Annotated in this window: 18 protein-coding genes; 11 read left to right on the top strand and 7 right to left on the bottom strand. The window is 50.5% G+C overall.

What is annotated here, in order from left to right; all coding sequences use genetic code 11:
• Positions 1 to 235: 235 nt before the first annotated feature.
• Entirely contained in the window at positions 236 to 1,423 is a 1,188-nt protein-coding gene (locus tag DESTI_RS06090) for a D-alanyl-D-alanine carboxypeptidase family protein (protein WP_014809082.1), read from the top strand.
• Between the two features lie 451 nt (positions 1,424 to 1,874).
• Here DESTI_RS06090 and carA read toward each other — a convergent pair whose 3' ends face one another.
• Positions 1,875 to 2,984: a glutamine-hydrolyzing carbamoyl-phosphate synthase small subunit gene (gene carA / locus DESTI_RS06085; RefSeq protein ID WP_014809080.1), complete on the bottom strand. Its 1,110-nt coding sequence runs from the start codon at positions 2,982 to 2,984 to the stop codon at positions 1,875 to 1,877.
• A gap of 49 nt (positions 2,985 to 3,033) precedes the next feature.
• Positions 3,034 to 4,212: an LL-diaminopimelate aminotransferase gene (locus DESTI_RS06080; RefSeq protein ID WP_014809079.1), complete on the bottom strand. Its 1,179-nt coding sequence runs from the start codon at positions 4,210 to 4,212 to the stop codon at positions 3,034 to 3,036.
• 787 nt (positions 4,213 to 4,999) lie between these two features.
• Here DESTI_RS06080 and DESTI_RS06075 point away from each other — a divergent pair.
• From DESTI_RS06075 to DESTI_RS06045, 7 genes are all read left to right on the top strand, one after another.
• The gene (locus DESTI_RS06075; RefSeq protein WP_157212103.1) at positions 5,000 to 5,659 is read left to right on the top strand and encodes a sigma-70 family RNA polymerase sigma factor; all 660 of its coding nucleotides are present in this window, start codon (positions 5,000 to 5,002) and stop codon (positions 5,657 to 5,659) included.
• Positions 5,656 to 6,471 carry an anti-sigma factor family protein gene (locus DESTI_RS06070; protein ID WP_014809077.1) on the top strand — a complete coding sequence of 272 codons (816 nt, stop codon included), beginning with the start codon at positions 5,656 to 5,658 and terminating at the stop codon, positions 6,469 to 6,471. Before DESTI_RS06075 ends, DESTI_RS06070 begins: the two co-directional genes overlap by 4 nt.
• Positions 6,472 to 6,740: 269 nt before the next feature.
• Positions 6,741 to 7,814 carry a DUF933 domain-containing protein gene (locus DESTI_RS06065; protein WP_014809076.1) on the top strand — a complete coding sequence of 358 codons (1,074 nt, stop codon included), beginning with the start codon at positions 6,741 to 6,743 and terminating at the stop codon, positions 7,812 to 7,814.
• A 90-nt stretch (positions 7,815 to 7,904) separates the two neighbouring features.
• Positions 7,905 to 9,185 carry an ATP-dependent 6-phosphofructokinase gene (locus DESTI_RS06060; RefSeq protein ID WP_014809075.1) on the top strand — a complete coding sequence of 427 codons (1,281 nt, stop codon included), beginning with the start codon at positions 7,905 to 7,907 and terminating at the stop codon, positions 9,183 to 9,185.
• Positions 9,186 to 9,378: 193 nt separating this feature from the next.
• Complete coding sequence (locus DESTI_RS06055; RefSeq protein ID WP_014809074.1) at positions 9,379 to 9,702, top strand: hypothetical protein; 324 nt, start codon at positions 9,379 to 9,381, stop codon at positions 9,700 to 9,702.
• A 328-nt stretch (positions 9,703 to 10,030) separates the two neighbouring features.
• Positions 10,031 to 11,401, top strand: a complete 1,371-nt coding sequence (locus tag DESTI_RS06050; RefSeq protein ID WP_041286006.1) for an ABC transporter substrate-binding protein — start codon at positions 10,031 to 10,033, stop codon at positions 11,399 to 11,401.
• Positions 11,402 to 12,008: 607 nt separating this feature from the next.
• On the top strand, positions 12,009 to 12,587 hold the full coding sequence (locus tag DESTI_RS06045; protein ID WP_014809072.1) for a hypothetical protein: 579 nt from the start codon (positions 12,009 to 12,011) through the stop codon (positions 12,585 to 12,587).
• An 86-nt stretch (positions 12,588 to 12,673) separates the two neighbouring features.
• Here DESTI_RS06045 and DESTI_RS06040 read toward each other — a convergent pair whose 3' ends face one another.
• The 5 genes from DESTI_RS06040 to DESTI_RS06005 form a co-directional block, all read right to left on the bottom strand.
• Complete coding sequence (locus DESTI_RS06040) at positions 12,674 to 14,185, bottom strand: 2-isopropylmalate synthase (RefSeq protein WP_014809071.1); 1,512 nt, start codon at positions 14,183 to 14,185, stop codon at positions 12,674 to 12,676.
• A gap of 865 nt (positions 14,186 to 15,050) precedes the next feature.
• A complete protein-coding gene (locus DESTI_RS31195) occupies positions 15,051 to 15,839 on the bottom strand; it encodes a J domain-containing protein (RefSeq protein WP_041286005.1) in 789 nt (262 codons plus the stop codon).
• Between the two features lie 240 nt (positions 15,840 to 16,079).
• On the bottom strand, positions 16,080 to 17,069 hold the full coding sequence (locus DESTI_RS06030) for a hypothetical protein (RefSeq protein WP_014809069.1): 990 nt from the start codon (positions 17,067 to 17,069) through the stop codon (positions 16,080 to 16,082).
• Positions 17,070 to 17,344: 275 nt separating this feature from the next.
• A complete protein-coding gene (locus DESTI_RS28495) occupies positions 17,345 to 18,286 on the bottom strand; it encodes a glycosyltransferase family 9 protein (protein ID WP_014809068.1) in 942 nt (313 codons plus the stop codon).
• 134 nt (positions 18,287 to 18,420) lie between these two features.
• Complete coding sequence (locus tag DESTI_RS06005) at positions 18,421 to 19,731, bottom strand: MFS transporter (protein WP_041286000.1); 1,311 nt, start codon at positions 19,729 to 19,731, stop codon at positions 18,421 to 18,423.
• Positions 19,732 to 20,323: 592 nt separating this feature from the next.
• Between DESTI_RS06005 and DESTI_RS06000 the strand changes: the two genes are divergently transcribed.
• The 3 genes from DESTI_RS06000 to greA all read left to right on the top strand — a co-directional run bounded on the left by DESTI_RS06000 (position 20,324) and on the right by greA (position 24,128).
• Positions 20,324 to 21,673 carry a molybdopterin molybdotransferase MoeA gene (locus DESTI_RS06000; RefSeq protein WP_014809066.1) on the top strand — a complete coding sequence of 450 codons (1,350 nt, stop codon included), beginning with the start codon at positions 20,324 to 20,326 and terminating at the stop codon, positions 21,671 to 21,673.
• Entirely contained in the window at positions 21,579 to 23,501 is a 1,923-nt protein-coding gene (locus DESTI_RS05995) for a molybdopterin biosynthesis protein (RefSeq protein WP_014809065.1), read from the top strand. The genes DESTI_RS06000 and DESTI_RS05995 overlap by 95 nt, the downstream gene beginning before the upstream one ends.
• 153 nt (positions 23,502 to 23,654) lie before the next feature.
• Positions 23,655 to 24,128 carry a transcription elongation factor GreA gene (greA, locus tag DESTI_RS05990; protein ID WP_014809064.1) on the top strand — a complete coding sequence of 158 codons (474 nt, stop codon included), beginning with the start codon at positions 23,655 to 23,657 and terminating at the stop codon, positions 24,126 to 24,128.

Below are 24,128 nucleotides of genomic sequence, written 5' to 3'. Positions count from 1 at the left end.
GCGGACGACGCAAAGCCGTCTAATGACTGCGCTCAGGACACTCCAGCCTTAGCTATCTGATGTGCACAACTGCGAAAAGGTATCATACGTATTCTCTTGACAATTATCAGTTTTATTTATAATTTTCTGTAACGCTCGATTGTATGTCTTCGAGGATATGGGAACAATTCCCGAAAATCTCAATGTTCATTCGGTTGTGATCGCTGCAAGGTCGAGTTTCTCTTCAGGAGGGCTTTTGTTTCTGAGAATTCTTTGTTTTCTTGGGCTGTTCTCCTATTATGCAGGTGTGGCATGGGCTCTGGAACCAGTCACTTCCGGCGCGGCTGTGAACGCCATGCTCAAGAACATGCATTCGGGACAGATCACGACTCCTCAGATGCGGATCGAAAGGGGAGCTTCTGCAGTAACTCCTAATCGGTCCAACATGTCAAAGAACGTTGCACCCCACAGTATACGTCACAGTCAGCCATCGATTCACCGTGCTTCGGCCGTTCCTCTCACACCGGCACTACGTGAAAGGGGAATTACTCCGGGACTTAAGGCACGGCACAATACTGCAGTCCCTCAGGGTGATGCCCATGGGACAAGGATTCCCGTTCCGAAATTGAGCCCTGTCCCGGTTAAATCATCTGCCGTCGGTTTTCGACCTGCCGTAAAAGCAAAGGCGCTCTACTGCCTCGATTGTTCCTCGAACAAGATTCTGTTTGCTGAGAACACCTCGGAACCTCTTCCCATCGCGAGTATCACCAAGCTCGTCACTGCCATGATAGTCCTTGAGGAAATGGAGCTGGAAAAAATTCTGGAAGTCCCTCAGGACATTGCACTCGTAGAACGGCACGTCGTGGGGTTGAAACCCGGGGATCTGCTGACTGTCAACGACCTGCTTCACGGGATGCTCATAGAATCGGGAAACGATTGTGCGGAAGTTCTCGCTCGCGCTTATCCGAAGAGCGGCAGAGACGGATTTATCGCTGCCATGAACAGGAAAGCCGCTGCTTTGGGAGCATCTACCATGACCTTCTTTACTCCCAGCGGTTTGGACATGAAAGTTACTCTGGGCAGGAAAGAAGGAATGTACCTGGAAGCTCGAAAAGCGAATACGGCCTCCGCGGAAGAAGTGGCCTTGATAGCACGGGAAGCTTTCAAGAACAAGCTCATTTCCAGAATATCCAGCACCAAGAGCTATACAATGCGGACACGCAATTCCACCCCGCGTGATTATCCTCTCGTGTCAAACGACAAGCTTTTGAGTCGTAATCTTCCGGTCATCGGTGCGAAAACCGGGTACACAAATCAGGCAGGAAGATGCATAGTTGTTCTCTTTAAGGATAAGGACAAAGAGCACATGGTCGTTGTCCTCAACACGCCCCATCATTTCAAGGCTGCCGAAAAAGTATACCGCTGGGCGAACAAGCCGCTGTAATTTTCAATCTACTGAGAAACGGTTCAAACGGCACAATCGGCGTGTAGGATGCCGGTGAGCGAAGCGAACCGAGGTCGTCTCAAAATTATCCAAAACATACAAATCGTGCCACGATTCGCCATCTTTGTAGGGGTAGGCCTAGTGCCTACCCTTATTTGGGCGGACAACTAGGCCCGTCCCTATAGTCAGGCCAGCAGGACGATAAGGAATTCGTGCCACGATCCAGGATAAAGTTTTGATTTTAAGACACTTTCTCTCTGTCGGGTCATTATATTGATATCATTGATCATATTAAAGACGTGCCGGCACGGAGGCCGGTACCCACCAATATTCCTAATCCTCAATCGGAAATTGATTTTGGCAATTCTCATAACGCCTATGGGAGTCAAGTCGGATGCTCACTGTCGATTTGGAAATGAGCATCCAGACAAATTTCTCGCAAGAGCCGGAATTAAGAATTTTCGATCAGCGCGCGGAATTTTTCGAACAGGTACCGTGAATCGTGGGGGCCGGGCGATGCCTCGGGATGGTATTGGATTGAAAACAAGGGGTATTTTTTGTGCACCATGCCTTCCACGGTTCCATCGTTCAAATTTGTGTGGGTAATCTCGCATTCGCTCCGGACGGATTCCGGATCCACCGCGAAGTTGTGATTCTGCGATGTTATTTCCACATGTCCGGTTTCGATTCTGCGTACCGGATGGTTGGCTCCGTGGTGCCCGAATGTCAGTTTGTACGTTCTTCCGTGAAGCGCCAATCCGAGAATCTGGTGTCCGAGACAAATCCCGAAAATCGGTTTCTTTCCGATAAGATTCCTTACATTCTCGATGAGGTACGGCACCGCTTCCGGGTCTCCAGGGCCGTTGGAAAGGAATATTCCATCGGGATTGTATGCAAGCACTTCATCACTCGATGCGAATGCCGGAAAAACCCGAACCTTTGCGCCCGCGTCCACCAGAAGGCGAAGAATGTTCTGTTTTATGCCTGAATCGTAAGCAGCCACGCGAAAAGTTCCCTCACGCTTTTCGGGAACAGCGTTCCATTGCCAGGTTCCTTCGTCCCAATCATACGGCTCCTTGCAACTGACTTCTCTGACGAGATCCAACCCTTCGATGTCCGGATAATCCCGCACTCTCTTCAAGAGGTGATGCTCGTCGTGGTCTTCCGTCGAAATGATGCCTTTTTTTGCGCCCGTTTCACGAATGTTTCGGGTGAGCTTGCGCGTGTCTATTCCATGAATCCCTATGATACCGTGTTTCTTGAGAAACTCCTCCAGATCCTGGTTCTTGCGCCAGTTGCTGGGATGCGGGCAATACTCTTTGATCACAAATCCGGCAAGGTAAGGCTCGACCGCTTCATTGTCCTCGAAATTCACCCCTGTGTTTCCGATATGAGGATACGTCATGGTCACAATCTGACCGCGGTACGATGGATCGGTCAGTATCTCCTGATAACCGGTGATCGCGGTGTTAAAGACTACTTCACCTACTATTTCTCCTGTAGCTCCCATGGATTTGCCCCGAAAGACAGTTCCGTCGGCAAGCACGAGTGTTGCTCTCATTCCGTATCCTTTCAATAGTTCGAGAGGCTTCTCAAGTATATCGACATTATCATCGGGATCGGTGAAATTCCCGCAGCCTTTTCAGTCCTTCATCAATGCGTTGGTCCGGTGCGGTCATGGAAATCCTGAAAAACGCTTCGCCCGCGGGACCGTATCCTACTCCGGGAGTTACCACGAGCCCTTTCTTTTCCAGCAGGTCCGCGCAAAATTCAACCGACGACGCGTACGATTCCGGAATTCTCACCCAGAAATAGTAACTTGCACGCGGTAACTGGAAACGGTACCCGAGTTCGGTCAATGCCGCAGCTATGCGATCTCGGCGGCTTTTGAAAAGAGCTGTTCGCTCACGAAAGAAGGGCTCGACCTGCGGGTGTCCGAGTGCACGCGCAGCCACTCTCTGGATAGCCATGAACACGCCGGAATCGAAATTCGATTTCAGCGTGAGGAATGCGTTTATGAGCTCTTTCCCACCTACAACGAATCCAATTCTCCAACCTGTCATGTTGAAGGTTTTAGAAAATGAATGGATCTCGATGGCGCGGTTCTTTGCGCCGGGAATCTTCATTATGCTGATCGGTCGGTCCGCTTCCTCAAAATATACCTCAGAATAAGCATTGTCCGATAAAATGACCAGATCGTGCTTTGCTGCAAACTCCACCAGCTCTTGAAAGAAGCTTTCGTCCGCAACTGCTGACGTCGGATTATTCGGGTAGTTCACAAACATGATCTTTGCCCGGTCCGCTTCAACGGGATCGATCGCGGAAAGATCAGGCAAAAAACCGCATTCTTCTCTGAGCGGCACGCGTACGACACGACCCCCGGCATATCCTATTGCGGCATTATAAACCGGATAACCGGGATCGGTAACGAGTCCCGAATCTCCTGGATCCAGAAACGCGAACGGTAGATGTGAAACGGCATCTTTGGAGCCAATTATGGCCATTATGTCTGTCTTGGGATCGAGTTGCACGGAAAAGCGTTTTTCGAACCATGCTGCAACGGATTCGCAAAAATCCGGTTCGCCTTTGTAGCTGGGATACACATGATTTCTCGGATCGTGAATTTCCTCTTGCATGAGGTCCAGGATAAAGTCCGGTGTAGGACGATCGGGATCTCCAATCGCGAGCGAAATGACGTCCACGCCTCTCTGCGCGGCAGCTTTGCGCTTTTCGTCAATGAGATGAAATAAATAAGGAGGAGTATCGATTACTCGCCTTGAGAACGTCATGTAAACCCTCCGGGAAATGGAATGCTGTCCTGAGCACGCGTACAACGCACTACGCCTTGAACTCCGGGGATAAGACGGTCGCGCAGGATCGTTCCAGCAGGTGCAAGACAACCGTTATCATTTACACCGGAAAGCAATCAAATTCAAGAAGATCAAGCGCGTAGCGCTTCTCGTAGAGGCAAAGAATCCTGCTTCATAAAGTGTATTTCGGAGCTTCGCAGTCTGGTTCGAGATCGAAGAAAAAACATTTTACATGCTTCTCGCGCTAACAACTTAGATGCTTCAGTGTCAGAATATTTACGATGTGAGACTCCGACTTGGCAAATTGAGAGAGCAGGTGCAATGGGGGAAAAGAATGAGATCTATCTCTCTTGTATTCGGGAAGAAAAACTAACAATAGGCCGATATCATTGATTCTTCGGTATTATAGAATTGCCGAAACTAATGTCCGATTGAGGACAGGGTATTGGGAGGTGCCGTGTCTCCGTGCCGGCACGTCTTCAATATGATCAATGATATCGATAAAATGGATCGGCAGGGACACCGATCCCCACCAATATCCTGTAATTCACACGCAGGATAAACGGCAGAAGTTTTTGGCACTGATTGTAATTATCCGGTTATTTTGTCTCGGTACCTGGGGGAAGAGATACGAACAATGTCGATGGGACAACAGGGAATTGAATGCTGAGTATTTCAACTGTCCGGCATTTGTATACTCCTTGACTTTAGAAGCACTTTGCCCTTATTTTTCTCAGATATTCTTGAACAGGAAAAATTTCAAATCGTGGTTGCCTTTCCTGAAACAATTCTGCAATGGCTTTGTCTGAATAGCGTAGGTTTGATCATACTGTCGGTATTAGGCCACGAGAACGACGATGATAAGGACCTCGTTCTTCAGTCTGTCAAAGGAAGCAGAGAGTCCTTCGACATTCTTGTGGAAAAGTACTACAAGAAGATCTATAACCTCGCCTACAGATTCGTTGGAGACCCTGAGGAAGCCAACGATCTGGCGCAAGAGATATTTACGGCCGCGTATCAGAATCTGAAAAAGTTTAGAGGAGATGCAAAATTTTCGACATGGCTTTTTCAGATTGCTACAAATCGAGGCAAAAATCGATTCAAATACTTGAAACGCAGGGGGTACTTTGCGAGCAGAAGCCAGCAGGAACCCGATGACGAGCGCGAATCGGCTCAAAAGGCCGTACCAGATTATTCAACCAATCCGGAGGCGATGTTAGCCAGTAAACAGATTCAGAAAATTGTCCAGGACGCAATTTCGGATTTGGATCCGGACCACAAAGAAATCGTGATTTTGCGCGATATCGAAGGGTTTTCATATGATGAAATTGCGCAAATCCTTAATCTTCCGGAAGGAACGACCAAGTCACGTCTGCACCGAGCCAGAATGGTCGTAAAAGAGAAATTGAAGAAGGCCCTGTCATGAAGCAATGCGAACGAATCGTTGACCTGTTTGGAGAACTTCACGGCGATGAAGTAGATGGCAAGACTAAAATTATGGTCCAAGACCATTTGTACAATTGCCCTGGATGTCGTGAAGAATACAAATGGTACGCGTTAACCGTTCAGGCCCTTGGCAGCTTGGAAACTGTAGCCCCACCGCCGGACTTTTTAGCTAAACTGAATGCCAGGATCTCCTCTGAACCCAACCACTCTTTCAGCTTTATAGAGTTTTTTCGGAACATCTTCACATCGGTGCCTTACATGCCCTTGCCCGCGGGCGTTGTGGCACTTGCGCTCGTTGCGTGCATCGGGCTTGTCGTTTACAAGAGTTCTCTGTCGTTTATGCCCACAGCGAAGCCGGAAGCAATATCCTACCATTCGGGAGAGAAGGTCGGAGGGTTGGCGTCACGCGTTTCAACTTCAAAGACGACGCCAATCAGCACTTCGCCAGCCCCCCTCCTCAAAAACTTCCCCCCAACCATCGCAGAGAGCATAGGCGCAGACAATCTCACCCTCGAAAGTAACAGCATCGACACTGCCATAGAATCCCTCAAGAAAAAAATTCTCCCAAACATCCAGGGCAAGATAGTAGGGGACGAAAAAGGATTTCATAATGCAGGGGATGTCGTCCTGGCAGTTCTTATCCCTTCGGAATCGTACAGTCGGCTCACTAAAGAACTTGTAGACCACGGAGCATTGGCAGTAGGAGTAGGATCTGAGGAAAAACGCTACTCTCCTACCCAAAAGGACGGAAACAACGTACTCCTCTACATCCGATTCGTACATAGACGATAGTCTGCGAACGTTCCGATCAACCACGCGATGGAAAAGTCTTCCGTCGCGTTCTTATTTGCCCGATCGTGTGAGCTCCTGAATCTGCCTGCCCCTTGCACGAAATGAACAAGCGCTCGGATGAATCTCATATATCGTCACATTGCATCCCCTTCCGTTTCTGCATAAAAAAAATCATGAGCCGCTTGCACATGCGGCAAACGATCTGGCATGATCCCCGTTCATTCACCATTCCATGGTGAACGGACCAGTCGATCAGGAGGGATTCTCCATTGAAACTTGGGATAATAGGGCTCCCCGGGAGTGGAAAGACAACAGTTTTCAGGGCTCTCACCGGTGGGATAGAGATTACGGATCGCAAGGGTCATCTTGAACCTGCATTGGGTGTGGTAAAAGTCTCGGACCCTCGATTGGATTGGCTTGCCGATCACTACAAGCCGAAAAAGATCACACCTGTTCATGTGGAATACATGGATATTCCGGGTGTCGGAAGCGAGGGCAAGGCACAGCATTCCATCAGCGACAAGATACTTGCTCATACGCGCACTGCTGAGGCGCTTGTCCACTGCATCCGTTTTTATGACTCGGCAATGTCCGGCGCAGCAAATCCCATAAGCGATTACAAAGCTGTTGAAGACGAGATGATCCTTTCGGATTTTGCCATCGTGGAAAAACGTCTGGAAAGAGTGTCGAAAGACGCGCAAAAAGGCAGGAAGGATCTCGCGGAAGAACTTTCTCTTCTGAAAGAGGCCTATGAGATTTTAGAGCAGGGCAAACCACTGAGAATCTTTCCTCCGGCCGTCGAATCGGACAAACTGAAAGGATTCGCGTTTCTTTCGGCAAAACCGCAGCTCTTGTTGATCAATTCGGGCGAGAACAAGACAAAGGCGGAAATCGATCGACTTCGGACCGAACTACGTGAGATTACGGCGGATCAGCCCAACATAACGATCGATTCACTGAATGCCGATGCTGAAGCCGAAATTGCCAGACTCAGTGAGGAAGATGCACGGGAATTCCTGGATGAACTCGAACTGGAAGAAGGTGCAAAGGAGCGCATCATAAAGAAATCATTCGAGCTGCTCAATTATATAGTGTTCTTCACTGCGGGCGAACCGGAAGTGAGAGCATGGCAGCTTCAGAATGGCATGTCTGCGGTGAAAGCTGCCGGAACAGTTCATTCGGACATGGAACGGGGATTCATTCGCGCCGAAGTCGTGTCATACGACGATTTCAAAGCTGCAGGTTCTCTCGCTGCCGCTCACAAGGTCGGGAAAGTGCGTTTGGAGGGCCGGGATTATCTTATAAAAGATGGCGATATCATTCTCTTCCGGTTCAATGTTTGACGTCGCATTCGTGCAAACGGTTTCTCATTGATTTTTTTGACAATTTAAGCTATGAAGAGTGAAACATCTCAGTTTTATATAGAGTAACGTATGGATACCGCAATAGAAAGCCTGGGAGTTGCTCGGATCCCCTCACCATTAAAGCATGTTCAGCATGTAACGGATGATGAATGCATTCTCTACGATTCCTCTGCAAGAAACGTGGAGCAGCAAATTCGAGAAGGCCAAACGCCAGTCTCTTTCATGAAGGCCGGTCCCAGAGACTTTATGTATTTCGACCCGAGCAAGCTCAAATGCGCAGTAGTAACGGCCGGTGGCTTGTGTCCCGGCCTGAATAACGTTATCCGGGCTATCGTCCTGACACTGTATTACTCGTACGGCGTACGAAATGTCCTGGGAATACGATATGGTTTCCAGGGGCTTGTTCCTCAGTACGGACATCCCATACTGGAGCTTACCCCGAAGTCTGTGGGAGACATTGCGGAACTCGGTGGAACAGTGCTCGGATCGTCTCGAGGACCTCAAAGCGTCGAAGACATGGTGGATGCACTGGAACGGATGAATGTCGGCATTCTCTTCGCCATTGGCGGAGACGGCACCATGCGGGCTGTCTCCAAAATCTGCGAAGGGATAAGAAATCGCAATGCAAAGATATCCGTCATAGGAATCCCCAAGACGATAGATAACGATATCAGTTACATGTCTCGCTCCTTCGGTTTCAACACTGCTGTGACAGTAGCTGCTGAAGTGATTACCGCCGCACACGTTGAAGCTACCGGTTCTCCAAATGGTATCGGACTGGTAAAACTCATGGGACGGCGCGCGGGGTTCATTGCCTCATACGCCGCTTTGGCCAAGCGGGACGCGAATTTTGTTCTCATCCCGGAATCCGATTTCGACCTGGAGGGGCCCCACGGATTCCTGGCTGTCCTGGAAAAACGAATTCTCGACCGCAAGCATGCCGTTATAGTCGTAGCCGAAGGTGCAGGACAGCAGTATGCTCACGGTGAAGGCACGGATGAATCAGGAAATCCGCGCCTGGGCGATATCGGAATTTTCCTAAAAGAAGCGATAGACGAATATTTCAAAGGAAAAGGCATCGAACTGAACCTTAAATACATCGATCCGAGCTATACGATTCGTTCCGTAGAAGCCACTTCGGATGACGCCATCTTCTGCACGTTTCTGGCTCAAAACGCGGTGCACGCAGGAATGGCCGGTAAAACCAACATGGTAGTAGGTAACTGGCGCGACGAGTATGTTTACATTCCTGTGGATCTTGTGATAACAGGACGTAAACAGGTGGAGCTGGATGGGAAACTCTGGAGCAGTGTCTTGGAGGCTACAGGTCAACCATCCTTTAAACCATAATAATCACAGCATGATTGTTGACTGACTTAACATGAGAGCGAGCTATCAAGTATTCAGTGCTAAAATATCGACTTTTTTGACTGACAAAGTCAAATAAACGTGATTAGAAGGAACTTTTTTGAGGTCAGTAAGTCAAATTTGTTGGACTGAACGCAAATTTTAGTTTAATGTTTTCTACACACGGAGGTATGAAATGAATAGGAAGTTCATCGTTGTAATAGCCGGATTGGCAGTGATGTTCATGTTTGCGGCAACTTGCCAGGCCGGCGGAGTTTTCGTGGCGACTGCCAAGAACTTCAGGGGAGCGTTATATCAGGGATTCGGTCCCACACCTGGTCATGCCAGCGAAATGGCGGTAGTGAAGTGCTCTCAGGACTCGTTTGTACCGCCTAGCTGTAAGGTGGTTTCAGTCCGGCTCGAGTGTCCCCCCCCGGTTTGTGCGCCCCCTATGAAGAAACCGTACAAAACCAAAGTGAGCCATGGCTATCCCGCATCTTACGGTCGCCCCATGCCGTGACATTCTCCCCTCGGTCCGTGGAATGCAATCAAGCCCCTTAGATATGAGGGGCTTTTGATTTGTACGATGACCGGTCTCTCATTTGCCGTGCAGCATTCAGTTTTGCGGAAGCCCACGCAATGTCGGGAAATTCTCTTTTACGCTCGAGACGACTTGGAGCCGATGAGTTCAGTCCGTGCCATGGCAGTCAGCATAATTGCTTTTCTTTACACGCATTCGGCTTTCATGTAGGATGCCGCGGCATTGGTCGCATTTCTTTTGTAATTCGGCGAGCCCCACAAGCCGCTGACAAATGTTGAACGATTGCACGTATGATGGTACGCGACCGATGCCGGTGAATCTCAATCGGATTTCGTACAATAACGGTTCGGTTTTTTCGTTTGCCGTTCCGAAATGCACCATTAGCCAAGGTTATCTCATGCACGGACTTAGTTCTTCCCAAGAATCGAACCGGTCACTGCTCGGACGGCGACAATTTCTGGTTGCTTCCGGTGCTTCTCTTGCAGCCCTCATGTGCGGCACCTTCTCGGTAGCTCAATCACAGCAATCAGTGAAAGTCGGATTCGTGCTCCCGGTAGAAGGGCCTCTAGCAGATGAGTCTAGGTCACTGCTCGCGGGTTTCAGGCTCTATCTCGAAGAGAAGAAATCCGGTCCGTTCCAAGTTCAGATTATCGAAAAAAATTCAGGCCCGGATGATGGGGCCACTCTTCCCGGACTGGCACAGCTTCTCGCGATCGAAGATTTACGTTTTATCGTAGCCACGCCCTCGACCAAAGGATCGGAACAGATTATCCATGGGTTAGGTAGTGCCAATCGCGTGCTATTCGTAACCAACCCTTCGGTGCGCCTGGTATCCGGTGAAATGTGCATTCCAACGGGATTTCGTGTTTGCACAAACACGTATCAGACCGGATATCCGCTGGGCCCCTGGGCGATTAAGAACGTCGGGCAAACGGTCTTCCTGTGTGGAGAAGACAGTCCCGAGATGAACGGAAGCATAGATTTTTTCGCAAATGGGTTTGAACGATCCGGTGGGACATTCGTCGATCGCATCATGGTGGATGAAGACGCAACGGACTTCACCCAGATTATCGACGCGGTGAAGACCTCGAAGGCAGATGCCATCTTTGCGGGCTTTTCGGGAAAAAAGGCTTCGGGATTTCTGAAGGCTTTTTTTAAGGCTGTTCCCTCACCCAAACAGGTAATACTCGGTCCCGATTGCCTTTCTTCCTATCCGGGGACGCTGGAATTAATAAAGGGTACCAACTGTTCGCTGATAACGGCCTCGCCTCTTGTAGATCCGCAGGAGTTCGCAGCCCGTATAAAACGAGCCTTGTCGATCGATGTCCCGGACGCGGCGCGTGCTGCAGAAGGATATGATATTGCCCGAGTAGTCCTCGAGGCTGCCCAAAAAGTGCAAGGAGAAATAACCAAGCACGAAGCACTGGTGAAGGCCGTTTCCGACGTCGCCCTGGAAGGAGGCCCCAGAGGCAAGCTCTCTTTTGACAAGAATCATGAACCTGTCCTGGAAATGTCTGTTCACAAATGGACTGTCTCCGGACAATCCTATGCTCGGCAGACCCTGGAAAACCTCGGAGCTGTCAAAACTCCCGATCTGGGCTGTGGGAGGATCGGATTCCCCAGAAAACCTGACGCGGAAATCAAAGATGAAGACCCCGTGTGGGAAGAGAAAGAGTAAAATTTCTAGGAGTAGTCTCGCTTGACCGCTTCAGACGTATAAGCACCCATTTTGTTCATCGGATTAATGCGCAATCCTTTACGAGTGGAACCATCCTTCCTCTCGGCTCAATTTTCATACGCTCTCTTAAAAATTGCAGAAATTAATGTCCGATTGAAGATCAAGAATATTGGTGGGTGTCGGCCTCCGTGCCGGCACATGTTCAATATGATCAATGATATCACCAGAATTGAACGGCAGAGACGTTGGTCCCCACCAATAGCTTGTATTCAAGTGCGAAGTAAGCGTCAGAATTTCTGGCAGTCGCTCTACATATTGTCCACCGGCACGGAGGCCGGTGGCTACCAATTCCGAAGAATGGCTCTTGATAATCCGCGATACATTTCAGAATCACTGTATTAACTGTTCCACAAATTGGATGAAATTGTATCACTACACCGGTCGCGTTCTGGAAGGTGTCTTATTCATTGACATCCACCGGCCCGTGCTGATATGGTCGACTCATTGTGGTATTTACATGCAATGGTGCTGGCGTTCCTTAACGGAGGGAGACGCTGATTAGTAAATGGTGAGCTGTCATTGCGGCCCCGTTTAGAGGAGGATTCGCATGGGAAGAGTTGTCGTTCTTCGACTTGCCTTGGTCGGTCTGTTTGTACTATTTACCGGTGTATCGGCATTCGCGGGTGGTCCGGTATGCCCCCCGAAGATGTGCGGACCTGTGTGCGCCCCACCACCGCCAATGTGCGGACCGCTGCCCATTTGCGGGCCCACTCCATGCCCGCCGCTGGCCGCGTGCCCACCTCCGGGTCCCATGTGCGGACCGCCTCCGCCTCGCAACTGCAGAGAAACACCTCTCGCCAAAATCGTGAACGGAACCATTATGGTGGCCTGCGGCGTAGTTGCCCTGCCATTCAAATTGGTTGATTGCGTAATAGAAGGCCTGAGCGGTCCTCCCAAATGCGGTCCGGCTTACCAGGGCCCGGCACCTGCGGCCTGCATGCCGCCTGCGCCCCCCATGTGCGGACCGGCACCGTGTGCTCCAGGGATGTATCCTCCGGGGAGACCGGTGGGAATGGGGTACGGCCCCCCGAGATCAAAAAGATTCGCTCCCTTTGCCAAAGAAAGAACCGCTCCCGAGCAGCACCTCGCAGCTCCGGCAGGTAGCATTTTCGGAGCCTACTGGTAATCGATCTGCATGAGAAACGGGGACATCCGATCCCCGTTTCTGAGCCTCGCCATTCAGTCTGTTCTACTCAGTCCTGAATCTCTCCATTAATGCGAGTTTGCGAAGAAGCGATTATATGCATTCAGATACGCGCGAGCACTCGCCTCGATAACATCGGGACTCGTTCCGATACCTGAATAGACCACATCCCCGATTTCCACCCTCACCATGGCTTCTCCCAGAGCGTCTTTCCCCATGGTTACCGCCTTAAGATCATAGTCCGTGAGGATTCCCTGCTGACCTACAATGCGATCTATACACGCGAAGACAGCGTTCACCGGACCGTTGCCTGCGGCCGCATCGGTATGTTGTTTGCCTTCCCTGGTCAGTGTCACTGAAGCCATCGGAACCATGGTATTCCCGCTCATAATTTGGAGACTGTGGAAACTGTAGGTTTCCGTCACCTTGGTCAATTCGATCTCTACAATGCTTCTCAGGTCCTGCCCCGCGATTTCCTTCTTTCGATCCGCTACATTCAGGAAACGGTTGTAGACACGCTCGAACTGGTCCGATTCCAGGGTGTAGCCCAGATCGTTTAAGCGATGTCTGAGCGCCGCCCTCCCGGAACGCGCTGTGAGAACAATCTTATTCTGGCGAACGCCGACGTCTTCGGGCTTCATGATTTCGTAGGTAGTTCTATCCTTGAGTATGCCATCCTGGTGAATGCCCGAAGAATGGGCAAATGCATTGCTTCCAACAATTGCTTTGTTTGGTTGAACCGGAATGTTCATGAGCCTGCTCACCAGTCTGCTGGTACGATAGATCTCTTCCGTGCGGATGTCGGTGTGAGCGCCGTAACTGGCATGACGGGTCCTGAGGAGCATGACGATCTCTTCCAGAGAAGCATTTCCGGCCCGTTCGCCCATCCCGTTGATGGTACATTCGACCTGGTTCGCGCCGTTTCTTATGGCTGCCATACTATTGGAAACAGCAAGACCCAGATCGTTATGACAGTGCACACTGAGTACAATTTTGTCCAAAGCCTGGACATTTTCTTTTAACCTGCGAATAAGATCTCCGAATTCCTCGGGCACAGCGTAGCCGACAGTGTCCGGTATGTTGACTACAGTGGCACCGGCACGAATAACAGCATCTACAATCCGGCAGAGGTATTCGAAATCCGTTCTGGAAGCATCTTCGGTAGAGTACTCCACATCTTCGCAGAAGCGCTTCGCGTAACGCACTGCGTCCACAGCCATGGACAACGCGCTCTCACGGTCCTGACGCAACTTCTTTGAAAGATGAACATCAGACGACCCCAGGAAGATGTGTATGCGCGGACGTTCCGCATGTTGCACTGCTTCCCACACCATATCGATGTCCTGGTTTACGGCCCGCGCAAGCCCGGTAATTATGGGTCCTTTTACCTGCTCGGATACGGCCTTAACGGCCTCAAGATCTCCCGGAGACGAACAGGGGAATCCGGCTTCGATAATGTCTACTCCCAGCTTTGCCAGTTGCTGGGCGATTTCCAGCTTTTGCCTCTTGTTGAGTTTGGCTCCCGGCACCTGTTCCCCATCTCGCAATGTAGTATCGAAAACGTATATCTTTCGGCTCACTTTCTTTTCCTTTCTTCTGTTCCTTTAGAATTCCAAGACCTTTCAATTCCCATGGGTACAAGTCTCCAAGAGCTTTACGTAAATCCGGTGTGCCATCGAGCCCCATGCCTCATCACCTCCCTTCGATCCAGGTCCGCACAGTCTCTTCAGTCCGAAAAAACAAAAAGGCCATGGGGTTGGGACCCATGGCCTTTGCTCTTTCACGTTTGTGTTCTTGTTCTTTACGTCACCCGCACAGGAAAGGCATGGAGTCCCCAGACGTCAGCCCGTAGGCTAAGCAGCAGCAGCAGCAGAAGAAGAAGAAGGGACAACAACATGACCAGTCCTTGAGCTTTAGTGCTCCTTAGACTACCTTCAGGTTTATTCGCTGTCAATTGCAAAATCGCGTGGATGCAACCATTCACGTACGCATCAGAGAGGTTTCTTCAGCCCCGAAGGGGCTTCCCAACAGTAGCCGTGGGTGCAAACCCACGGAAACGATACGGCAAATCCTTTGTCTTCAGGACCCTGAAAGGGTCTGCCAATGACATTTGGAAATCATTGCCTGTTGGTCGACCCTTTCAGGGTCGTTGAACCATGCTTATGGACATGGCGCTGTCCACGGGTTATACCCGTGGCTACTGTTGGTTCGCCCTTCCAGGGCGCAGAGTCCCCAGTGCCCACCCACAACTATTAGGTTTGTGAGAGTCGCGAAGCGCATTCTCACAAACCTCAGTTAGACTAAGCCTCTTCGCCTATCCGCTCGGCATGCAACCACCGCGAAGCGGTTTAGTCCAACTGAACGATTACTCGCGGATAACTTTTCGAAAATAAGTCACTCAATTTGTCTGGAAACCGGAATAACGGAAGCCTTGAATAAAACACATCAATCCCATCGTCTGATGCGGAAGATGCGGTCTTTTGCGTGATTCAACTCCTTCATCTTTTCTTCATCTCCGTTTTCCGTATCAGGATGGAATTTCCGGGCGAGCTTTCGCCACGCTTTGAGAACTTCTTCGCGCGTTGAGGTGGGCGGAACTTCCAGGATAAGAAAGAACTTCTTCACCGCGAATTCCATTGGGCGAACAGAAGAAGATCTATGACGTTCGAAGAATTCCGGCGGAATCTCTTGCTCACGTCTCCTTCGACGCATCATGTCTTTCCATCTGAGGAACGCGAAAGCGTTTTTCAGCATTGTCTGAAAACGGCGTCGTGCAAGCTCCTCTTGTAGTGTTACCGGACGAATACCGGTAATTTTGCGCAACATATCTTCAACGACGGTCAAGGTCAGTTGGCCAAGATGATACGCGGAGGGATCGCAAGGGCTCACCAGGGATTCCAGCTCTCTTCTGAATGCAGCCATTTCAGAAGATTGCCACTGGGAATGCATATAACAGCGGTAATCAGGAAACTTGGGCCTGCTCCCACATTGCCGATATCCACCATTATCCGGACCATGCCAGTCAACGCCCTGACAAAAATCAGAATCGATATCCACAATCCACACACCGTTGTTTTCGTGATGGATGAGCATGCGGTTCTCCAGATCCCTTTGGAGAAGCCGGAAAACGCGATGCAAACGATAGCTCGAAAGATCGAACATGCGGGAAAGCTGGTGTTTGGATATGCCTGGACTCCGGAGAATAACCGAAAGAACATCCTGTTCGAGATTCATAAATGTACCAACCCACGCGTACCTTTTCTCTTCTGTAGTTTAGTCCTTTGCTCCAGAGCATGAAAGCCCGTTCGGAACGAATGCGGAAAATCGTACCCCACAAATGAAAAAAGCCCGACCGGGCTATAAGTGCTGGGAGGGGGCCACGGAACCGGTCGGGCTCAAGGTCAACTTTCCGGGCCTGAAAAATCGTGGGATGTGCCGGATTCCCTCCTCGACGTCCCGGCACCCCTGTGTTTCTTAGAAGAGGAATCCCATCTGCACGAACCCGCCATCCATTGCGGTGTCAAACGAGCGGACATCACTGTATTTCTTCTTATAGGTCATGTATCTGTATCCGCCTTTGACAAATCCCCAGCGTCCGTTATTCATGGGAATGCTGTATTTCAATGCCGAGCTTATATCCGTGCCGTAAGCCTCGTCCAGGAAGGCGACGCCTGCGCGGCATTCAAACGACAGAGTGTTGCAGTTCGCAGTCGTCTTCAGGCACCGCTCGTATTCAACTCCTGCCATGCCCATGTTCAGGTCGCTATTCATGACATCCGCACAGCAGCCGCTCTGATAAGCACTCAGCTTGTCATCTATTCTGACGTAATCTGCAAAGATGCCGATTCTTGCTTGCGGGGTTTGTACCGGGTCGTATACGAGTCCAATTCTCTGGTACAATCGCTCCCACTTGACCCTCGACGGCTGGCCGGACGTGAAGCTGGAATTGCCGAAGGTAAAATTTCTTCCGATAGTTCCAGAGCCATCCAGAGCGAAAGGCATTATAGAATACCGTAGACTCCATTGAGGGCGAAATTTGTAGGTTGCAGAGAAAGTGCCGAGTACCGCGTGATCGGGCAGTCCCAAATCCGAGTTCAGGTCAATCTCATCCTGCCACAGATAATAGGACGCGGATCCTGTCGAGTACTTCACGTGACCTTTGACACGGGCGAACAATGCTTCCGCTTCAAATTTCCAGCCTCTCTGCTTTTGCTGCGGAAGAAAACATGAGGGCATATATGCCTGCCCTAAGGTCGGGATCGGAAACGCAGGTTTGCATTTCACGATCTGCTTGGTTTTGATCTTCTCGATCGGTTTGTTTTGTGCAGTTGACGGTGAAAAAAGGTCTTCTTGGCGATCTGGCGCAGCGGCCACTTTAAAATTCCATGCTTGTGCATCGACTGCAAAGACGGAAACCAAAAAGACTAGACATACTAATAGCGTACGGGGTTTTCTTGAGTTCATACCCTCCCTCCCAGGAACAACGATCTCTTGAAAGCGACAATTACCCGTATCTTTTTTATTGTCAAGATAAATGTTTTCTAAAACAGATAATTTATCTTGAAATACTAGAAATTAGATTATGAAAAGCCCTATTTCGGGATGATTTTTTACGTTTAAGTTGTTGTTATTACATCTATTATATTACACAGCGCGCACCCATCAATTCTGCACCAAAAAGACACAGCTCGATACTACTTCATGTTAAATTAAAAACTGTTTATTATTGTTGATTATTTTTATTCATGGCTTGGCAAAAATACGCGGTCGAGCAGGAGCGCGCATGCGGTTTTCGTCGCTCTTTCTCTCCAGGAAATCTTATCAACTTGCTGATTTCTAAGGTTAATTATGTTCAACATACTGGAAGGCACCCACGGCGCCCATTGGTTCGGGTCCGATGCCACGAAAAAAACCACGGATCGTATGCCCAGATTTGCTGCAAAATGGCTTATTCCCGAATCATTTCCCATGAATAGCAAAGCCCCCCCTAGAGACGTCATCAATTCCGAAAGTCCTCGGCCTTCCACAAGGGTCACTCCCGGCAGAGAAACCAGCGTGTGCCAGTCCGCCGATTCTTTGAGAAAAGCGTCGTCTTCACTTGATGTGACGACGACATCCAGTCCTGTTGCCGATTTGAGCCTTTGCACGAGGTCGACGACCGCGGCCAGGGGGACACATTTTCGCGGCCCCCCGCTTCCCGGATGAATCCAGATGAAAGGACGATCGGATTTCCCGGAATGCTGGAACAGGGGTTGTTTGGCAGGAATCTCGAAACCCAATGATTCGTGCAGATGCACCACGATGTGCCGTCCGGGGGGAGGATGCGATCCGGTATGCGCAATTGCATCCGTTCCCGCAATCTTGAGATTGCGTACCACATCCTCGGGGCGATTCAGGATGACATACGCCTTTTCAAAACCGCGACTTTGAGCGGAAACCTTTGGTTCAGGCGAGAAGAGCCATTCCCATTCCCTCCCATCAATAGCTCCGAATCTTATTCTCTGCGGAATCAGGTCCTTGTACGAGCGGTTTCCCAGAAAAAGCACCTGTGACCCTGGATGCGCTTTCTCAATGGAGAAAAGCAGCGGGAGGGTGAGAATGGTGTCACCCAATGCTCCCGATCTGATCACCAGAATCTCGCCATGGACGGAATTGCCGGGAAAGAGACTGCTCTGTGTCATACCGATTCGCTTTTCTATTCATAAATCCGGAAGGCTGGAGGTATCCTTTGCTCCGGACGACGCAAAGCCGTCCGATCACTCCGCTCAGGACACCCCAGCCTTCTCTGCATTATGTGCTTAACTGCGAAATGGTGTCACTTCACGCCCATGAAAGCCTTGGGAAACGTCTCTTTCATGAAGAACGTGCTGGCAACGGTCAGCACGGACGCACAAAGCAGAACCAGGAGCAGCATTTTGTAACCCTCCAGGGAATAGGTGCCTGCAGCCGTCTTTGGGTATGCATCCAGAATCCAGCCCAGGGTCGGCTGGAATATGGCTCCTCCCAGGAAGGGGAACAGGTTCACCGTCCCGACCGAGGTACCGGCTATTTCTACGGGAAACAGCTCTTTCGTGGACGTGAATCCTATTACTACAATCGCGGACGATGAAACGGAAAGGACGATAAAGATAATGTAAAGGCTCCAGGTTGGCAGGCCGGAGTGAAAGATGTTGAGGAATATCATTTCTGCAAGCAGAAGAGAGGAACACAGTGTGAGCACTCTTTTACGGCTGTGAAAGACTCGATCTGACAAATAACTCACCAGCGGGCTACCGAAGATCATCCCTACCGAGATCATGTTCAGAATGTTTCCTGCTTCCGCGCGGGACATGTTGTACACGTGCATGAGGTATGGTCCTGCCCATAATCCTGCGAAACCGAAAAATACGCCGCACCCGAAAAAGAACCATGCAGCCACCGGCCAGAAGTATCTTTCCGTGACCACCTTACGCGCACCCTGCCAGAGCGGAATAGTAATAGGAGGAGCCGCAGTGCCTGGCCCTGAATGATCGATCTCCGAAAGTGAAGGCCATCCTTTGTCCTGCGGTTTGTTTCTTACGAAAAGCCACACGAGTACCGCGATGGTGAGCGTTCCGAGCCCGATTATCTGGAATGACGAGCGCCATCCTATCCATCCTGTCATGAGTGCCAGCGGTGTTGCCGCGGTTAGCGCTCCGATGCCTCCCATAGTGTTCAGAAGTGCAGTCATGAACGCGAATTCGCGTATTCTGAACCATTGGGATAGCAGTTTCATGGTGGGAATAAAAACCATGGAGACTCCGAGTCCTACGATAACTCGTGCGATGACGGCCACCTCCATGGTTTGGGCCAATCCGAAGAGCAGACTGCCTGCTGCTGCTATGGAGAGAAATACGGTTACGGTTTTCCGAGGTCCGAGAGAATCTGACAAGAGGCCTGCAGGAAACTGCATCAACGCATAAGGGTAGAAGTAGGCGGATGCAAGCAATCCCATGAAACCGCCGGATGCCGCAAACGCCTGCTGCAAGTCCATTGCAACAACGGCGGGGCACAATCGATGGAAATAAACGAACACGTATGCAAGCGCCATAATCCAAAAAATAAGCCATCGATATTTTAGGACTCTTCCCGCCAGACTTTCGTGCATGGACCTCCCCTTTCTTTTTTTCAGGTGATGTTCACGTACAGTAACAGATACGGTGCAGTCCTCAGAAGCAAAAAAGCATTCATTTTGCAACCATTCGGTTACGCATGGGAGACCTTTCTTCAGCCCCCAAGGGGCTACCCAACTGTAGCCGTGGGTGCAAACCCACGGAAGCGATACGGCAAATCCTTTGTCTTCAGAGACCTGAAAGGGCATAGGCGCTAACTTAGTCCAATTGTTGTCCCAAAGGGACCAAAGAAAATAGCCCGGTAATTCATTGCCGGGGATTAGTAAATCAGTCGTCCCTCGGGGACTCGAAAATCATCACATTTTCCCCATAACCGGCGATGAATCGCCGGCCTATTTCCAGTTGTTCCGGAGGAACAACCGACCGAAAATACTCTAAGCTGTCCACGGGTTGACACCCGTGGCTGCTATTGAGCCGCCCTTCCAGGGCGCAGAATCCCCAGTGCCCGCTCGTAACTGAATGATTACCTCATTTAGGGCTGCAAACTCGGTTTTGACATTTTTGACATAACTATGGTGGATTGGTATAGTTAGACTATTCTTACAGTTACGTACACGAGAACAAGCAATGCTCAAACCATTTTTCAAGGTGCTTTCGCCCGGGGAAGCACTGGAACTTTTCAAGGCGTTCGAACCGCTGCATCAAGAATCGATATCTATGTGTGATGCGCTCTTTCGCGTACTTGCCGAGCCCTTGATTGCAGAGGAAGACGTTCCCGGGTTTAATCGGTCAACAATGGACGGAATTGCAGTTCGAGCAGCAGACACATTCGGAGCTTCCGAGAGTTCCCCTGCCCTGTTCACGTTGACAGGGGAGATTGCCATGGGCGAACTTCCGGATATGAAGCTCAAGAAAGGCGAAGCTGTTCGCATCTGGACAGGGGGAGCCCTTCCTCCCAATGCGGATGCGGTTGTCATGATCGAACACGTGGAGCAGATAGATCGAACCACGGTTGAAATATTAAAATCGGTTGCTCCGTACGAAAATGTGGTGCGCAAAGGAGAGGACTTCAAAGCCGGGGATGTCCTGCTTCCTGCCGGCCATCGTTTGCGGCCCCAGGACCTCGGTATGCTCGCAGCCATGGGAAAAAGCGAAGTTACTGTTTACCGGAAGCCGAAGATAGCAGTGCTCAGCTCAGGTGACGAAATTGTCCCTGTTCATGAGACTCCGCGGCCCGGATGCATGCGAGACGTGAACAGACATACGATCTCGGCAATGATAACCGAAGCGCATGCGACTCCGGTGTGGATCGGCATTGCCAGGGACAACCTTCCAGATCTTGCGTCCAACATTGACCGCGGTTTGAGCGAGGCAGATGCAATTGTCATTTCCGGCGGCAGTTCTATGGGGAGTCGCGATCATGTTATAGAAGCTATCACTGCCTATGAGGACTCCGAAGTGCTGTTGCATGGAGTGTCGATTTCTCCGGGTAAACCGCTGATTCTGGGACAAGTGAACGGAAAGGCGATCATAGGATTGCCCGGCCATCCGGTTTCTGCGATGGTGTGTCTTCAGCAATTTGTGGTTCCGCTTATGCGACGCCTCGAAGGTGAAACCTCTTTAGGTCCATTCCTGCATCCTTGCATTCATGCTCACTTAAGACGGAATGTGCCGTCAAAGGAGGGACGCACCGATTTCGTAAGGGTGCGGCTCGAACAAGGAAACGGTCAACTCTTCGCCACACCTGTCATGGGCAAATCCGGAATGGTTTCTTCCATGGTGAGAGCCCACGGTTATTTCATTATTCAAACCGATTGCGAGGGGCTGTACAAAGGCGATCTCGTAAAGGTCTATTTATTTTCCGATTGGATGGAGGGGAGCCTTGAGAAGGAATATTTATCTGGACATGAAACCGCCGGAAGAAGCGCTTGCCCTGTTCTTACAGCATCTCAGCAGGAAAGGCTTTCCCGGATCTGAAAACATTTCGGTTCTGGACGCTGTGGGCAGAACAACTGCTCTTCCCGTCCATGCTATCTTGTCATCCCCACATTTTCATACAGCCGCTATGGACGGTTTTGCCGTCATGGCGGAATCCACGTTTGGAGCGGGTCCGGATCGTCCGATAACGCTCAGAATCGGGCGTGATGCCTGGCCGGTGAACACTGGAAGGCCACTTCCCACCGGAACTGATGCCGTGATCATGATCGAAAACGTCAATTTCGTCGATGACGAAACGTTCGAGATCGAGCAGGGTCTGGTTCCCTGGCGCCACGTTCGCAGAGTCGGGGAAGATTTTGTCGCTTCGGAGATGATCATTCCGAGCAGGCATGTGGTTACACCGTATGAAGCGGGAGCCCTCATTGCAGCAGGGGTTCTTTCCATCGAAGTGGTGCGCAAGCCCAAGTTTCTCTTTATACCCACGGGTTCTGAACTCGTCTCACCGGAGGTGCTTCGTGAACGCCCTCTGGAACCAGGGGAAACTCTCGAGTTCAACACGGTGATCCTGTCCGGCATCGTTGCTCAAGCCGGGGGTGAGCCGGTGCACCACACCATAATTCCGGATGAATTCGAAGACATCAAAGATGCAATCCGCAAAGGAGTTGAATCGGATGCTCACGTAGTAGTGGTGAATGCAGGCTCTTCCGCGGGTTCCGAAGATTATACCGCTGCGGCCATCGGAGAATTGGGGGAAGTACTGGTCCATGGGGTCGCCATGATGCCCGGAAAGCCCACGATTTTGGGCATCGTAGGCGATAAGCCGGTCATAGGAAATCCTGGCTATCCGGTTTCCGCAGTGCTCTCTTTCGAGGTATTCGGACTTCCACTCCTGGGAGAGATGTTGGGACGCCCCAGACAGCGTCGACCGACTATTAACGCAATGGTTGCACGAAAGATTCCGTCGAAACTCGGACAGGAAGAGTTTTTACGAATGAAGCTCGGAAAAGTGGGCGACCGCGTGATTGCCGCTCCACTCCCCAGGGGAGCAGGATCCATAACCACGCTTACCAGAGCAGACGGAATATTGCGTATACCTTCGTCACAGGAGGGAGTGGATCAGTCCTCGTTAGTTCAAGTGGAACTGCTGAGAAATATCGCAGAAATAGAACACACGCTTGTTATCATCGGCAGCCACGATTTGACGTTGGATATTCTGGCTGACGAGCTTATCGAACGAAACGTGTTCCTTTCGTCAAGCAATGTGGGCAGTCTCGGTGGATTGCTGGCTTTGAAAAACAGAACATCCCACATGGCCACATCTCACCTCCTCGATACGGAAACCGGCGTTTACAACTGGTCGTACATTCGTCGGTACATTCCGGACATACCGGTGAAAGTGATACATGGAGTCAGAAGGGAGCAGGGCTTCATAGTTCCCAAAGGAAACCCCAAGTCCGTCAAAGATTTCCACGATCTGCTGCGGGGAGACGTCACTTTTATCAATCGCCAGGCCGGCGCCGGAACACGTGTTCTTCTGGACTATCATCTTCAGAGGCTCGGTTTGGACGCTGCGGAAATCAAAGGCTATGATACCGAAGAATACACGCACACATCCGTAGCCGTTGCGGTTCTTTCCGGCGTGGCAGACGTGGGAATGGGCGTGCTCGCAGCAGCAAGAGCGCTCGATCTGGACTTTGTTCCCGTTGCAGTGGAGCAGTACGACTTCGTGATCCCAATGGAACATATGGAAGATGAAAAAGTCTTGAAACTTATAGATGTGGTTAGGAGCGATCGATTCAAGAAACGGGTGAACGATCTTGGCGGCTATGGAGTAGAAAAGACTGGAGAAGAAATACCTGCTCCGTGAAAGTTTCGTCCCGGGCGGCTACAGATTGTTGACCTAGAATCCGAAATCTGATAAAAATTTCAGAGATGCAACAGCTCACGACCCGATTCCGGGTGTGAGCTGTTGCCTGTTTTTACGTACCTTACTTCGATATGACTGAAAAGGATGGCAGTGATGACGCCCAGGAGACCCATATCGCCTGAAGGGCTTAGAAAATTGCAGGAAGAAATGGACCGGCTGATCCGAACAGAACGGCCGGCAGTAATCAAAGAAATCGAAATCGCCCTCGGCCACGGGGATCTCTCGGAGAATGCCGAATATACTTATGCAAAAGAAAAACAGGCGCTGATCGAAACACGTATTCGCGACTTGCAGGAAAGACTGGCTGCCTGTGAGGTAATCGACCTCAACAACAGACCCAAAAGCGATCGAATCGTTTTCGGCTGTTCCGTAAAAATTGAAGATGTCGACAATGGCGATCAAAAAATCTTCACACTTCTCGGCCAGGACGAAGCGGACATAAGTAAAGGGATTATTTCCATAGACTCTCCCATCGGAAAAGCCTTGATTGGCAAAGAAGTGAATGACGTCGTGGAAGTCAAAACTCCTGGAGGTCTGAAGGAATACGAAGTCCTGGAAGTCTCCTGA

It is taken from the genome of Desulfomonile tiedjei DSM 6799 (assembly GCF_000266945.1).
Taxonomy (GTDB): domain Bacteria; phylum Desulfobacterota; class Desulfomonilia; order Desulfomonilales; family Desulfomonilaceae; genus Desulfomonile; species Desulfomonile tiedjei.
The sequence above is the reverse complement of the archived record's forward strand: the minus strand, read 5'-3'. Positions and strand labels throughout refer to the sequence as shown.